The sequence below is a fragment of the Streptomyces turgidiscabies Car8 genome, assembly GCF_000331005.1.
Taxonomy (GTDB): domain Bacteria; phylum Actinomycetota; class Actinomycetes; order Streptomycetales; family Streptomycetaceae; genus Streptomyces; species Streptomyces turgidiscabies.
In genome coordinates this window covers 1-14,347 of sequence record NZ_AEJB01000453.1, presented here as the reverse complement: position 1 = coordinate 14,347, position 14,347 = coordinate 1, and the positions used below count along the sequence as shown (strand labels likewise).

Below are 14,347 nucleotides of genomic sequence, written 5' to 3'. Positions count from 1 at the left end.
TGGGGAAGGTGAATCCTGTGACCGAGATACACGAGTGCCCCGAGGGAGCGATAGGGTTAACCTGCCCGGGCCGGGTGGACTCGTACGGGTGGGGAGTGACATGGAACAGATAACGATGCACAGCAGGGCACGCGTCCCTGCGATCACGTGCGGGAGCAGCGCGACCAAGGCGCGTCTCGACCGCCATCTCTCGGTGCTGTCGGGACCCGCGGTCCCTCAGCGCGAGACGGCGGAGGCGACCTCGCTGATGCTCGAACTGACCTCGCGGGACACCGTGAAGCAGCGCAGCGACCTCGGCAAGCGAGTCAGCAGGCTCTCGCTCTTCGCTCCGCTGCGCCGCCTGAGCCGAACCCTGTTCGGCGGGCGCTGAGCGGGCGACCGTATCGGCGCTCCACGCCGACCACGGTTCACGCCGTCTCCGTAAACCGTCCGGCCGCACCAGGCCCGTGCTCAGGCGGTCACACCGTCCCGGCGCAGTGCTGCGATCTCCTCGTCCGTCATCCCCACGGCACGCAGCAGTGCTTCGGTGTGTTCCCCGAGCGCGGGCACATCACCCATCCGCGCCTCGACCCCGCCCGGCAGCGTGATCGGGGGCAGCAGCGCACGCAACGGCCCTACCGGTGACCCCACTTCCCGCCACCGGTCCCGCGCCGCGAACTGCGGATGCTCCGCCACCTCCTGTACGTCCCTCAGCCGCGCGCACGCGATCCCGGCGCCCTCCAGCCGCGCCAGGGCCTCGTCGACGCCCAGGGCGCCGAGAGCCGCGGCCACATGGGCATCGGTCCGCGCCCGGTTCCCGACCCGCGCCGCGTTCGTCGCGTACGCCGGATCGGACCCCAACTCGGGACGCTCCAGCACCTGTTCGGCCAGTCGCCGCCACTCGCGGTCGTTCTGCACCGACAGCAGCACCTGCCCGCCGTCCGCCGTCGGGTAGGCGTCGTACGGGGCGATGACGGCGTGCGCGAGGCCGGTGCGCGCCGGGGGAGTGCCGTCGTGCATCGCGTGGTGGAGGGGGTGCCCCATCCACTCGGCGAGCGCGTCCAGCATCGACACCTCCACCGGCCCGCCCCGCCCGGTCACGCCCCGCCGTACGAGGGCCGCCAGCACCCCGGAGAACGCGTACATCCCGGCCGCGATGTCCGCCGCCGGGATCCCGGCCTTCACCGGCTGCTCCGGGGTCCCGGTCACCGACACCAGCCCGGCCTCGCACTGCACGAGCATGTCGTACGCCCGCTTGCCCGCGTACGGTCCCGACGGGCCGTATCCCGAGATGTCCACGGCGACCAGCCGGGGGTGCGTGGCGCAGAGACCGGCCGCGTCGAGGCCGAGCCGGGCGGCGGCGCCCTGGGCGAGGTTCTGCACGAACACGTCGGCGTCAGCGATCAGCCGCCGCAGGACGGCGAGCCCGCGAGGGTCCTTGACGTCGAGGGCGAGGGATTCCTTGCCCCGGTTGCACCAGACGAAGTGCGAGGCGAGACCGTGTGCGGCGGTGTCGTAGTCGCGCGCGAAGTCGCCGCCGTCGACGCGCTCGACCTTGATGACCCGGGCGCCGAGGTCGGCGAGTTGGCGGGTGGCGAAGGGGGCGGCGACGGCTTGTTCCAGGGTGACGACGGTGAGGCCGGTGAGGGGGAGGGGTTCCATGCGGGGATCATGTCGGTTTTTCGCCCCCGCCGCCCTGGGGCTGCGCCCCCAGACCCCCGGCTCCCGCCCTGAACGGGCCTTGTCCTCAATCGCCGGACGGGCTGGAGATGCGGGCCGGCGCCGAAACGGTGCGGGCCCAGTGGTACGGATGCTGCCCCGGCCAAGGGTGCTGCCTGGGCTGGACAGACGCGGTGAACGGGTGGGCGGGTGGGAAACACGGCCTGGGCCGCAGCCGCCTGGACTGTCAGGTGCCGGGTTCCGCGTACCGCCGTACCGCCAGCGGCGCGAACACCGCGATCAGTACCCCGCACCACACCAGCGACCCGGCGACAGGATGGACGACCGGCCAGGCGCCGTCCACCGGGACGGGCGCGTTGCCGAACAGGCTCCGCATCGCCGTCGCGACCGCGCTGATCGGGTTCCACTCGGCAAGCGTCCGCAGCCATCCCGGCAGACCGTCCGTCGGGATGTACGCGTTCGACAGCAGCGGCAGCAGGAAGGTCGCCCCGCCCAGCTGACCGGCCGCCTCCTCGCTCCGGGAGAGCAGCCCGAGATGGATCCCGATCCACGTCGTGGCGAACCGGAAGAGCAGCAACAGCCCCACCGCACCCGCCGCCCCCAGCGCCGAACCCTCGATCCGCCACCCCACCGCGAGCCCGACCAGCAGAAACGGCACGATTCCTGCGGCGGTGACCACGAGGTCCGCGAGGGCCTGCCCCAGCGGTACGGCGGCCCGGCTGATCGGCAGCGTACGCAACCGGTCGGTCACGCCCCGGTGGGTGTCCTGGGCGGCCTGGAACATCCCGGTCATGATGCCGTTGGCGGCGGTCGCCACCAGCAGCCCCGGTACGAGGAACGCGCGGTAGTCCTCGCCGGGCATCGCGAGGGCGCTGCCGAAGACGTACCCGAAGAACAGCAGCATCGTGACCGGCATGGACTGGGTGAGGATCAGAAGCCCCGGGTTGTGTCGCAACCGGCGCAGATGCCGGCCCAGCATGGCCGTGCCGTCGTACGCCAGGGCGGAGATTCCCGACGTTCCTGAGGGCGCTGAAGTCAACATGCTCACGCGGCTGTCTCCTTACGGTTCGTCAGGCGGAGGAAGACGTCGTCGAGGGTCGGCGGGCGCAGGCTCACGTCGAGCAACGCGACGCCCGCCGCGTCGAGTTCGCGCACCAGCAGGGGAAGGGTGATCGTCGGATCGGTGGTGACCGCGCCGACGGTGAGCCGGTCGCGGTCCAACGCCGGTTCGGAACCGGTGAGTTGGTCGAGGATGCCGGCCGCCCCGAGCAGCGCGCCGGAGTCGGCGACCACGACCTCGGCGTACGAGCCGACGAGCGCCTTGAGTTGGGCCGGTGACCCGGTGTGCGCGACCCGGCCGTGCTCCACGAGGGCTATCTCGTCGGCGAGTTGGTCGGCCTCCTCCAGGTACTGGGTGGTCAGCACAACCGTCGTGCCCTCGTCCTTCAGTGCGCGCACGGCCGCCCAGATCTGGTTGCGGGCCGCCGGGTCGAGCCCCGTCGTGGGTTCGTCGAGGAAGAGCACATCAGGCCGTTTCACCAGGCTCGCCGCGAGGTCGAGGCGGCGGCGCATCCCGCCCGAGTAGGTGGACGCGGGCCGGTCGGCGGCCTCGGCGAGCCCGAAGCGACTCAGCAGCTCGTCGGCGCGTGCCGCGGGCCCTCTCACCCGGTGCAGCCGGGCGAACAGCCGTAGGTTCTCGCGGCCGGTGAGGTCCCCGTCGACCGACGCGTACTGCCCGGTGACGCCGATCCGGCGCCGGACGGCGGTCCCCTCCCGGGCGAGGTCGTGCCCGGCGACGCGCGCCGAGCCCGCGTCGGGCCGCAGGAGCGTGGTGAGCAGCCGTACGGCCGTGGTCTTGCCCGCCCCGTTCGACCCCAGCAGTCCGCACACGGACCCCTCGGCGACGGCCAGGTCCAGCCCGCGTACGGCATGGATCTTCCCGAAGGTTTTCTCCAGACCCTCACTAAGTACAGCGTACGTAGTAGTCATGGAGTGACCATAGCGCACTACGTACGCCGTACGTAACTACGATGGGTGGTCGAGGTGATGATCAATGGCCGGCCGACCCGCCGTACCCGAAGTGATCTGGTCGCGTCCCGAACGTGCGGGCCGCGGTCCCAAGGCCGCCTACAGCCGCGCCGACATCGCGGCAGCGGCGGTGCGGATCGCGGACGCGGAGGGGCTCGACGCGGCCTCGATGCGGCACGTCGCGGCCGAACTGGGCTGCGGCACGATGTCGCTCTACAACTACGTCCCCCGCAAGGAGGACCTGTACGAGCTGATGGTTGACGCCATCAGCGGTGAGCACGAGTTGTGGGAGCCCTCGGGCGACTGGCGCGCCGACATGCTCCGGGTGGCCCACCAGACGCGCGCCCTCATGTACCGCCACCCCTGGCTGCCGCGGCTGATGTCCCCGGTCTACGGCTTCAGCCCCAACGCTTTGCGCTATCTCGAACACTGTCTGAGCTGCCTCGACTCGTTCGACGGAACCTACGGCACGAAGTTCGAGCTGATCGCGATGCTCAACGGCCTGGTGACGACGTACGTCGGCAACGAGCTGGCAACGGCCGAGCGGGCGCGGTCGCTGCCCTGGTCGGAGGAGCAGGAGAACGCCGTGCGGATCGGGTATCTCGGCGGCCGGGTGGCGAGCGGGGCGTATCCGCGGCTGGCGGCGGCGTTCACGGAGGACGCGGGGCCGATCGACCTGGAGGCGGTCTTCGAGCGGATGCTGTCGCGGGTGCTGGACGGGTTCGCGCCGCGGGGGTGAGGTGTCTGGTGCCGGGTGCGGGTCTGTCGCGGTTGCCCGCGCAGTTCCCCGCGCCCCTCGAACAGTGCCCCGCGCGCTGAAAGAAGCAGGTCGGTCACAGGAGGGTGAACTGGCCTTCTGGGCCCTCTTCGTGGTGGTCGAGAACCGACGCCGGTCTGCGCGCCCTGTCAGGTACCGGGAGTACGCCCGCCGTTCGTAGTTCGGTCGCTGTGACCGGAGCCGTCAGCTTCAACTCCGCCCGCTGTGGGCGTAGTTCTGCGAGCAGTGCCAGTACCGTGATCAGTTCCAGGAGTTCCGAGGTCCAGTGCTGCGGCCAAGTCGCCGGCCGGATCGTCTCCAGCGTCCCGAGCTCGGCCGTACCCCCGGCCCGCACCGCCAACCACCCCTCCAGCACCGGCACCCCGCTCGCCTCGAAGTCCCAGGCCTCGGGTGGTACTGGGGAGATTCGGCCGGTGTCGTCGAAGTGGAGGGTCTCCTCTTCGCGGTCGTAGTGCACCGTGACCGGGCGGGCGGGCAGCGGTGACCGTACGTACGGGCGTCGGCCGCCGGGGAGTTTGGGCCGGTCTCCGTCCCGGAGCGTCAGCCGCAGCATCCGGTGGCCCAACTCCACACCCCAGGACCAGAGTTCGCGGTCGGCGGTGAGCGGGACGACAGGCCCCGGGCGGACGGTTGCCAGGGCCCAGGCGAGGACGTCCAGCGGGTCGGGGCGGTGGCCGAGGCGGTCGGTGAGATGGTCCAGCAGACCCGGGGCGAGGTTGGGTTCGGTGCCGCCGGGGCGCCGGTAGAGCGGGCGGACGCGGGCCGGGCGCACCAGGGGCACCAGAGGCGAGGCGAGCAGCAGCGGGCCCTCGGAGTCCGGCACCTCGACCACGAACACCTGCCGTTCGTCCGCGACCCGCCACAGCTCAGGACGCGCCGCGTCGATCAGCCGGTGGTCCGGGATCAGCCACTGCTCGTCGAAGGGCGCCCGCAGCACCCGTACCGGCTCCGCGCAGGGACCGGTGGCGCGGACGAGTTTCTCCGTGCCGCCGTACCGGCCGGGCAGCTGGCCGACCGCCGAGTGCGGGGTGCGTGAGCGCGTCGGCTCGAACAGGGCCTCGCGGTCCGGTCCCTCGGCCTTCAGCAGGGCGTCCCAGCGTGCTTTCAGGGAGGCGGCGTCGGGGGCCGCCGGCCACCCCCGGCCCAGCCGTGGCGGTGCGACGGACCACGGCATGAGGTCCGCGAGCAGCGGAGCGTCGTCGTCGGGCGTCACGCTGGGCATCGTACGACGCGGCCTCCTTCCTCTCATCTAGGTCGCGTCCAGAGACACCGTGAAGGAGAAGCGGTCGCCCCGGTAGTGGATGACGGCCACGTCCAGGACCCTGCCCTTCCCGTCGTACGCGACGCCCGTGTAGTGCAGGATCGGGCTGAGCAGCGGAACCCGGAGCAGCCGCGCCGTCTCCGGGTCCGCGAGGCGGGCCTGGACGGTGTCCGTGATGCGGCTGATGTCCGCGCCGACCACATCCCGCAGCACCTTGGTCATCGGCCAGCGCGCCAGATCGCGCGGGTCGATGCGATCGGCGAGTTCCGGACGGACGTAGTTGCGGGCGTGGTTGGTCGGTTCACCCGTCGCCTCCTCGCCGCGCAGCCGGTGGTACGTGGCCACCTCCACGAGATCCGGGAAGTACTCGGCGAGTTCGGCGGGCACGGGCGCGCTGCCGTGGTCGAGGAGTTCGGTCGTCATGCCGGACTGCTGCGCCACGATCGCGTCGACCGAGCCCAGCAGCCGTACGGGGGCCCCGCGTCGGGCGTCCGGCTCGATGAACGTGCCGCGCCTGCGGTGGCGGCTGATCAGCCCCTCGTCCTCCAGCTCCTTCAGCGCCTGCCGCATGGTCAGCACACTCACGCCGTAGTGCCCCGCCAACTGCTCCTCGGTGGGCAGCCGTAGCGGGTCCCGCGAGGAACGGCCGAGGATCGAGGCGCGCAGGGACTGCGAAACCTGGTACCAGAGCGGCAGTTTGCGGTTCAGGACGATCGAGTCCGGGGCGAAGGAGGTCACGGAGGTATCCGTACCGGTCGGGATCGCTCAGTGCAACGGGCGGAAGTGCCGCTGGAGGCCCGACCACACGTCGTCGTACCCGGCCTGCAGATGCTCAGCCCGCGCAGCCTGTGCCGTCAGGGTCATCGGCCACCGCGTCTCGAACATGAACGCCAGCCCGTCGTCGACCTTCTGCGGACGCAGCTCGGCGGCGCCGGCCCGGTCGAAGGTCTCCCGGTCGGGCCCGTGCGCGGACATCATGTTGTGCAGCGAGCCGCCGCCGGGCAGGAAGCCCTCCGCCTTCGCGTCGTACGCGCCCTCGATCAGCCCCATGTACTCGGTCATCACGTTCCGGTGGAAGTACGGCGGCCGGAAGGTGTCCTCGCCCACCAGCCAGCGCGGCGCGAAGACGACGAAGTCGATGCCCGCGAGGCCGGGGGTGTCCGACGGAGACGTCAGCACCGTGAAGATCGACGGGTCCGGGTGGTCGTACGAGATGGTGCCGAGGACGTTGAAGCGGCGCAGGTCGTACACGTACGGGACATGGTTGCCGTGCCAGGCGACGACGTCGAGGGGGGAGTGGTCGTACACGGCCGCCCAGAGGTTGCCGCAGAACTTGTTGACGACCTCCACCGGACCCTCGACGTCCTCGTACGCGGCGACCGGCGCCCGGAAGTCCCGTGCGTTCGCCAGCCCGTTGGCGCCGATCGGGCCGAGGTCGGGGAGCCGGAAGGGGGCGCCGTAGTTCTCGCACACGTAACCGCGCGCGGAGGAGTCCAGCAGCTCGACCCGGAAGCGCACCCCGCGTGGGACGAGCGCGACATGGCCGGGCTCGACGTGCAGCAGCCCGAACTCGGTGCGCAGCAGCAGCCCGCCGGCCTCGGGGACGATCAGCAGCTCCCCGTCGGCGTCGCTGAACACCCGCTCCATCGCGGAGTTGGCGTGGTAGAGGTGCACGGCCATACCGCTGCGCTGAGCGGCGTCGCCGTTGCCGCCGAGGGTCCACAGGCCCGCCAGGAAGTCCGTGCCGGCCGGAGGATCGGGCAGCGGGTTCCAGCGCAGCCGGTTCGGATCGGCCACGGATTCCGTGAAGGGAGCCGTACGGATCGAGCCATTGCCGGTGGGCGTGAACGGGGGATGCGCGGCCGAGGGGCGGATGCGGTACAGCCACGAACGGCGGTTGTGGGCGCGGGGCTCGGTGAACGCCGTACCGCTGAGCTGCTCGGCGTAGAGGCCGAGGGGGGCGCGCTGCGGCGAGTTGCGGCCCACGGGGAGGGCGCCCGGGACGGCCTCCGAGCTGTGCTCATTGCCGAAACCGGAGAGCGTCGAGAGCCCGGCCGGCCCGGCGAGGGCCTTCCGCGCGTCCCCGCTCACGTCGTCAGCCGTGACCCCTGCGTCCCCGCTCATACGTGCGTCCTCGCTCCCTCGCGCGTCCATTCCTATGCTTCACCGTAGGATTGGACGCGTACCGGCGCAAGAGGAGAAAACGAGGGCCAAGGTTCACCGGATCGCCGGGGAACGGCATGATGAGGCCCGTGCCCCCAGCGACCTCGCTACGTCGTGCGCCCGTACAGCGGCGCAGTGCCGAACGGCTGACCAGAATCCTCGACGCCTGCGCCGACCTCCTCGACGAGGTCGGCTACGACGCCCTGAGCACCCGGACGGTGGCGATACGCGCCGGCGTCCCCATAGGTTCCGTGTACCGCTTCTTCGGCAACAAGCGCGCCATGGCGGACGCGCTGGCCCAGCGGAACCTGGAGGTCTTCATCGCGCGCGTCACCGAGCGCCTCCGGCAGGAGAGCGGCGGCGGGTGGCGCCAGGCCATGGACGCCGTGCTCGACGAGTACCTGACCATGAAACGGACCGCGCCGGGGTTCTCGCTCGTCGACTTCGGCAACCAGATCCCGGTCGGCAAGCGCGACGCCGAACCCAACCACCGCGTCGCCGACACCCTCGCCACCCTCCTCTCCGGCGTCCTCGGCCGCGAACCGGACGACGATCTGCGCCGCACCTTCCTGGTCGCCACGGAGACCGCCGACACCCTGGTCCACCTGGCCTTCCGGGTCACGCCCGAGGGCGACGAGCGGATCATCGCGGAGATGCGGGAGCTGCTCCGGGCGTATCTGGCGCGAGTCCTGGACTGAGGACTGAGACCCCTGTTCTGCCCGGTGGGCGGGGCCGAGGTGAGTGCGCGCAACCCCTCCCCTCCATCCGTACCGGTCGGTATGCTCGGCTCCGACCGTGCGTCACTGTTGCCGCCACCCCACCGGGAGGACCCGTGTCCAGCCCCACCGACTCCCGTACAGCCCTGCGCGTCTGTCCCCTGTGCGAGGCCACCTGCGGACTGACGCTCACCATCGAGAGCGGCCGGGTCACCAGTGCCCGTGGCGACCGCGACGACGTGTTCAGCCAAGGCTTCATCTGCCCCAAGGGCGCCTCCTTCGGGGCCCTCGACAGCGACCCCGACCGGCTGCGCACCCCCCTCGTGCGACGGGACGGCGAGCTGCGCGAGGCCAGTTGGGCGGAGGCCTTCGACGCCGTCGCGGCCGGCATCCGGGGCGTGGTCGAGCGGTACGGGGCGAACTCCGTCGGAGCCGTCTTCGGGAACCCGAACGTGCACACCATGGCCGGGGCTCTCTACCCGCCGGTCCTGCTCGCCGGCCTCGGCACCCGCAGCGTCTTCAGCGCCTCGACGGTCGACCAGATGCCCAAGCACGTCTCCAGCGGCCTGCTGTACGGCGACGCCAACGCGATCCCCGTACCCGACCTCGACCACACCGACCATCTGCTGCTCATCGGCGCCAACCCCCTCGAGTCCAACGGCAGTCTGTGCACCGCGCCCGACTTCCCCGGCAAGCTCAAGGCACTTAGGGCACGCGGCGGCACGCTCACCGTCATCGACCCGCGCCGCACCCGCACCGCAAAGCTCGCCGACCGGCACATCGCGATCCGCCCCGGCGCCGACGCCCTGCTGCTCGCCGCGATGACCCAGGTCCTCTTCGACGAACACCTCGTCGACCTGGGCGAGTTGGCGCCGCACGTCCAAGGGGTCGACGAAGTCGAGGCGGCCGTACGGGACTTCACCCCCGAGGCCGTCGCCGAGGCCTGTGACGTGGACGCCGACACCATCCGCGCCCTCGCCCGCGAACTCGCCGCCGCGCCCACCGCCGCCGTATACGGCCGCCTCGGCACCTGCACCGTCCCGTACGGCACCCTCGCCAGCTGGCTGGTCGACGTCCTCGACATCCTCACCGGCAACCTCGACCGGCCCGGCGGCGCCCTCTTCCCGCAGGCGGCGACCGACAGGACACCCCGGCCGGCCGGACCCAGCCACGGGTTCACGCTGGGCCGCTGGCACTCGCGGGTCAGTCAACACCCGGAGGCGAAGGGCGAGTTGCCGCTCTCCGCGCTCACCGAGGAGATCGACACCCCGACCGCGGAGGGCGAGCCGATCCGGGCCCTCATCGTCGTCGCCGCCAACCCCGTCCTCTCCGCGCCCGACGGCGACCGGCTCGACAAGGCGCTGGACTCGCTCGACTTCATGGTCAGCGTGGACCCCTACCTGAACGAGACCTCGCGCCACGCGCACGTCGTACTGCCCCCGCCGCCGCCCTCGCAGAGCCCCCACCACGACTTCGCCTTCAACACCCTGGCCGTCCGCAACCAGGTCCGCTACAACCGCGCGGCCGTCCCCCTGGAACCTGGCCGGATGGCCGAGACCGAGATCCTCGCGCGGCTCGTCCTGGCCGCGACCGGCATGCACGGCGCCGACCCCGCCGCCGTCGACGCCATGGTCATCGACCAGACCCTCGGCAAGGCCGTCAAGGAACCCCACTCCCCGGTCCACGGCCGCGATCCGCAGCAGCTCGCCAAGGAGCTGGGCGGCGACACCGGCCCCGAGCGGCGCCTCGACCTGATGCTGCGCCTGGGCCCGTACGGCGACGGCTTCGGCGCACGACCGGACGGGCTGAGCCTGGCGAAAGTGCTCGACCACCCGCACGGCATCGACCTCGGGCCGCTCCAGCCGCGTCTCCCGCAGCCGCTGAAGACCCGCAGCGGGAAGGTCGAACTGCTGCCGCCGCCCATCGCCGACGACCTGCCGCGCCTGCGCGAGGCCATGCGTGAGCGCCCCGCCCCGATCGTGCTCATCGGGCGTCGGCATCTTCGCTCCAACAACAGCTGGATGCACAACGTGCCCGCCCTCACCGGCGGCACCAACCGCTGCACCCTGCACATCCACCCCGAGGACGCCGCCCGCCTCGGCGTGCTCGACGGCGCCCCTGTGCGGATCAAGGGCGCCGGGGGAGAGGTGGTGGCTCCCGCCGAGATCACCGAGGTCGTACGGCGGGGCGTCGTGAGCCTGCCCCACGGGTGGGGACACGACCGGCCCGGTACCCGTCTCTCGCACGCCGCCACCGACCCCGGTGTCAACGTCAACCAGCTCCTCGACGGCCGCCTTCTCGACCCGCTGTCGGGCAACGCCGTACTGAATGGTGTACCCATCGATCTCGCGCCAGCAGGCACAACGCTGTGACCTGGAGTTTTGCGCTTATTGCTCGCGTGTCAACGTCTTGTTAAGACTTGTGGGGCCGACCTAACGTCAACGCACTGCCGACTCCGGTGGGAGTTCAAGGGCGAACGTTAGGTAACCCACTCATGTTGACCATCCTGGGCTTCACGATGATCGCGACCTTCCTGGTCCTGATCATGATGAAGAAGATGTCGCCGATCGCGGCGCTCGTACTGATCCCGGCACTTTTCTGCGTCTTCGTCGGGAAGGGCGCCAAGCTCGGTGACTACGTCATCGACGGCGTCACCAGCCTCGCCCCCACCGCGGCGATGCTCATGTTCGCGATCGTCTACTTCGGTGTGATGATCGACGTCGGCCTCTTCGACCCGATCGTCCGGGGCATCCTGAAGTTCGCCAAGGCCGACCCGCTGCGCATAGTCGTCGGCACGGCGATCCTCGCGGCGATCGTCTCCCTCGACGGCGACGGCTCGACCACCTTCATGATCACGGTCTCGGCGATGTACCCCCTGTACAAGCGCCTCAAGATGAGCCTCGTCGTGATGACCGGCGTCGCCGCCATGGCCAACGGTGTGATGAACACCCTGCCCTGGGGCGGCCCGACAGCACGTGCCGCGACGGCCCTGAAGCTGGACGCCAGCGACATCTTCGTCCCGATGATCCCGGCACTCGCCGTCGGCCTGGCCTTCGTCATCGCCCTCTCGTACGTCCTCGGCCGCCGCGAGCGCAAGCGGCTCGGCGTGCTCACCCTGGACGCGGTCCTGGTGGAGGAGCCGGAGACGGAGTCGGAGACCGTCCTCGTCGGCGCCGGTTCGGGCGTGAAGGCGGCCGGAGGTTCCGGTGCGGGCAACTCGGCCGCACCGACCGGCGGTTCGGGTACGGAGGGTGCCGTCGCCAGTGGCGCCGACGATGACGACGACCGGATGCTGAAGGTCCTCGATCCGAACCGCACCACCCTGCGCCCCAAGCTCTACTGGTTCAACGCGCTCCTCACGGTCACCCTGCTCACCTCCATGATCATGGAGTGGCTGCCGATCCCGGTGCTGTTCCTGCTCGGCGCCGCGCTCGCCCTGACGGTCAACTTCCCCCACATGCCCGACCAGAAGGCCCGGCTCGGCGCCCATGCCGAGAACGTCCTCAACGTCTCGGGCATGGTCTTCGCCGCCGCCGTCTTCACCGGCGTCCTCACCGGCACCGGCATGGTCGACCACATGGCCCGCTGGCTCGTCGACAACATCCCCGACGGCATGGGCCCGCACATGGCCTTCGTGACCGGCCTGCTGAGCATCCCGCTCACCTACTTCATGTCCAACGACGGCTTCTACTTCGGCGTCCTGCCGGTGCTCGCCGAGGCCGGCGCCGCCCACGGCGTCTCCCCGCTGGAGATCGCCCGCGCCTCCCTCATCGCCCAGCCCCTGCACATGTCCAGCCCGCTCGTCCCGGCCGTGTACGTCCTCGTCGGCATGGCGAAGGTCGAGTTCGGCGACCACACCAAGTTCGTGGTCAAGTGGGCCGTGCTCACCTCGCTCGCCATCCTCGGAGCGGGAATCCTGTTCGGCATCATCTGATCGGCATCCGTACCGCAACTGATTCGCGCATCCGTCCGGAAGGACAACACCATGAGGCCCGGTGGGAACCGCGGCTGGCTGCTCCGCCTCGTCATCGCCTTCAGCTTCACGCAGGGGGCGGTGTCGATGGCCCGGCCCGCCGTCTCCTACCGGGCCCTCGCGCTGGGCGCGGACGAGCGGGCGATCGGCGTGATCGCCGCCGCGTACGCCCTGCTCCCGCTCTTCGCCGCCGTACCGCTCGGCCGCCGAACCGACCACGGCCGCTGCGCACCCCTGCTGACCGTCGGAGCCCTTCTGGTCTCGGGCGGCTGCGCTCTCGGGGCGACAGCCAACTCCCTTGGTGTGATGGCCGCGTGGAGCGGAGTGATGGGCCTCGGGCACCTCTGCTTCGTCATCGGCGGCCAGTCGATCGTCGCCCGCCGGTCCGCCCCGCACGAACAGGACCGCAACTTCGGGCACTTCACCATCGGCGTCTCGCTGGGCCAGTTCATCGGCCCGATGGCGGCGGGCGCGCTGATCGGCGGCCACGACATGGCGGCCACCAGCGCCCGCGCCCTGCTGGTCGCGGCCGGGGTCGCCGCGCTGTCGTTCACGTCGTTGTGGCGAGTCGAGGACCGTACGGCCGTCAAGTCCCGTACGGAGCAGGGTGATCGTGTCCCCGTGCACCGCATCCTGCGCACCCGGGGTGTGCCCGCGGGCATCTTCGTCAGCCTCGCCGTGCTGTCCGCGACCGACATCCTCACCGCCTACCTGCCGGTGGTCGGCGAGCACCGGGGCATCGCGCCGGCGGTGATCGGCGTACTCCTCGGACTCCGCGCGGCGGCCACCATCGCGTGCCGTCTGGTGCTGACCCCGCTGCTGCGGCTGCTCGGCCGCCGGGTGCTGCTCACCGTGACCTGTCTGCTCGCGGCGGTGCTGTGCGCGGGGATCGCGCTGCCGGTGCCCGTGCGGGGGTTGGCGCTCATGCTCGCGGCCCTCGGTTTCTGTCTGGGCGTCGGACAGCCGCTGTCGATGACGACGGTCGTGCAGGCGGCCCCGGCCGGCGCCCGTTCCACCGCCCTCGCGCTGCGTCTGACCGGCAACCGGCTCGGCCAGGTCGCCGCGCCCGCCACGGCCGGTCTGGTCGCCGGGGTCACGGGCGTGGCGGCGCCGTTCGTGATGCTCGGCGTACTGCTGTTGCTGTCGGCGGGGACCGCGATGCGGCCGGGCGCAGAGCCGGGGCCGGGGCCGGGGGCGGGTACGGGTGCGGGTGCGGAGCCTGCCGCCCCGGACCGGCATCGCAGATCAGGGGCGCCGTCGGGACGGCAGGGACCGGACGGGTGATATCTGCCGGGGTGCAGGGCGCTGCTCCCACCCCTGGGGGCGCGGATGTGAAAGAGAGTCAGACGAAGCGTGATTTGTATGAAAATCATCTGACTCGGAGGAACCGCGCATGACCACCTCACTCCGTCCACGCCGGACCGGCGTCCGCATCGCCGCGCTCGCGGCCCTCACCCTCGCGGGCACCACCCTCGTCGTGGCCCCCGCCGCCGCCGCTCCCGGCGACAACGGAGACGTCAAGATCCACAAGGTGGGTACGCCCTTCACCGACCAGCGCAACGAGCCGAAGGTCTGCGACTTCTACCTCGCCGCGTTCAACTTCGACGACCTCCCCGACAACCAGGACATCGAGTGGTCCATCGAGACCCAGCCCCTGGTGGCGAACGGCGCCACGCTCGCCGACACCATCCAGCTGGAGAACGACGGCACCGGGCACACCATGCCCCTCGCGCTGCCGGACGGTCAGTACCAGCTGACGTGGAAGATCG

At 71.2% G+C, this 14,347-nt stretch carries 12 protein-coding genes and 1 pseudogene; 7 read left to right on the top strand and 6 right to left on the bottom strand.

Annotation, left to right across the window (positions count from 1 at the left end):
* Positions 1–100 precede the first annotated feature (100 nt).
* Positions 101–370: a hypothetical protein gene (locus STRTUCAR8_RS32900; RefSeq protein ID WP_044473313.1), complete on the top strand. Its 270-nt coding sequence runs from the start codon at positions 101–103 to the stop codon at positions 368–370.
* Positions 371–450: 80 nt separating this feature from the next.
* Here STRTUCAR8_RS32900 and STRTUCAR8_RS32895 read toward each other — a convergent pair whose 3' ends face one another.
* The 3 genes from STRTUCAR8_RS32895 to STRTUCAR8_RS32885 form a co-directional block, all read right to left on the bottom strand.
* Positions 451–1,641 carry a CaiB/BaiF CoA transferase family protein gene (locus STRTUCAR8_RS32895; protein ID WP_006380528.1) on the bottom strand — a complete coding sequence of 397 codons (1,191 nt, stop codon included), beginning with the start codon at positions 1,639–1,641 and terminating at the stop codon, positions 451–453.
* A gap of 244 nt (positions 1,642–1,885) precedes the next feature.
* Positions 1,886–2,701 (bottom strand): ABC transporter permease, encoded by an 816-nt coding sequence (locus tag STRTUCAR8_RS32890; protein ID WP_199791723.1) that lies wholly within the window; start codon positions 2,699–2,701, stop codon positions 1,886–1,888.
* 2 nt (positions 2,702–2,703) lie between these two features.
* Positions 2,704–3,648 (bottom strand): daunorubicin resistance protein DrrA family ABC transporter ATP-binding protein, encoded by a 945-nt coding sequence (locus STRTUCAR8_RS32885; RefSeq protein ID WP_006380522.1) that lies wholly within the window; start codon positions 3,646–3,648, stop codon positions 2,704–2,706.
* Between the two features lie 64 nt (positions 3,649–3,712).
* Between STRTUCAR8_RS32885 and STRTUCAR8_RS32880 the strand changes: the two genes are divergently transcribed.
* The gene (locus STRTUCAR8_RS32880) at positions 3,713–4,426 is read left to right on the top strand and encodes a TetR/AcrR family transcriptional regulator (protein WP_006380533.1); all 714 of its coding nucleotides are present in this window, start codon (positions 3,713–3,715) and stop codon (positions 4,424–4,426) included.
* Positions 4,427–4,520: 94 nt separating this feature from the next.
* On the opposite strand, the gene STRTUCAR8_RS32875 is transcribed toward STRTUCAR8_RS32880, so the two are convergent.
* From STRTUCAR8_RS32875 to hmgA, 3 genes are read right to left on the bottom strand one after another with little or no spacing between them, the layout of a single operon-like run.
* Positions 4,521–5,687: a type ISP restriction/modification enzyme gene (locus tag STRTUCAR8_RS32875; protein WP_158697482.1), complete on the bottom strand. Its 1,167-nt coding sequence runs from the start codon at positions 5,685–5,687 to the stop codon at positions 4,521–4,523.
* Positions 5,688–5,714: 27 nt separating this feature from the next.
* Positions 5,715–6,464 carry a GntR family transcriptional regulator gene (locus STRTUCAR8_RS32870; RefSeq protein WP_006380526.1) on the bottom strand — a complete coding sequence of 250 codons (750 nt, stop codon included), beginning with the start codon at positions 6,462–6,464 and terminating at the stop codon, positions 5,715–5,717.
* 27 nt (positions 6,465–6,491) lie between these two features.
* Entirely contained in the window at positions 6,492–7,817 is a 1,326-nt protein-coding gene (gene hmgA / locus STRTUCAR8_RS32865) for a homogentisate 1,2-dioxygenase (protein WP_044473315.1), read from the bottom strand.
* A 152-nt stretch (positions 7,818–7,969) separates the two neighbouring features.
* Here hmgA and STRTUCAR8_RS32860 point away from each other — a divergent pair, with 152 nt between their 5' ends.
* From STRTUCAR8_RS32860 to STRTUCAR8_RS32840, 5 genes and pseudogenes are all read left to right on the top strand, one after another.
* A complete protein-coding gene (locus STRTUCAR8_RS32860; RefSeq protein ID WP_044473314.1) occupies positions 7,970–8,587 on the top strand; it encodes a TetR/AcrR family transcriptional regulator in 618 nt (205 codons plus the stop codon).
* Positions 8,588–8,721: 134 nt separating this feature from the next.
* Positions 8,722–10,977, top strand: coding sequence for a molybdopterin oxidoreductase family protein (locus STRTUCAR8_RS32855; RefSeq protein ID WP_006380527.1), 2,256 nt, complete (start codon positions 8,722–8,724; stop codon positions 10,975–10,977).
* A 122-nt stretch (positions 10,978–11,099) separates the two neighbouring features.
* Positions 11,100–12,539: a CitMHS family transporter gene (locus STRTUCAR8_RS32850; protein WP_006380529.1), complete on the top strand. Its 1,440-nt coding sequence runs from the start codon at positions 11,100–11,102 to the stop codon at positions 12,537–12,539.
* A gap of 51 nt (positions 12,540–12,590) precedes the next feature.
* Positions 12,591–13,862: an MFS transporter gene (locus STRTUCAR8_RS32845; protein WP_006380532.1), complete on the top strand. Its 1,272-nt coding sequence runs from the start codon at positions 12,591–12,593 to the stop codon at positions 13,860–13,862.
* Positions 13,863–13,971: 109 nt separating this feature from the next.
* Positions 13,972–14,347, top strand: a pseudogene (locus STRTUCAR8_RS32840) (hypothetical protein); the annotation flags it as partial.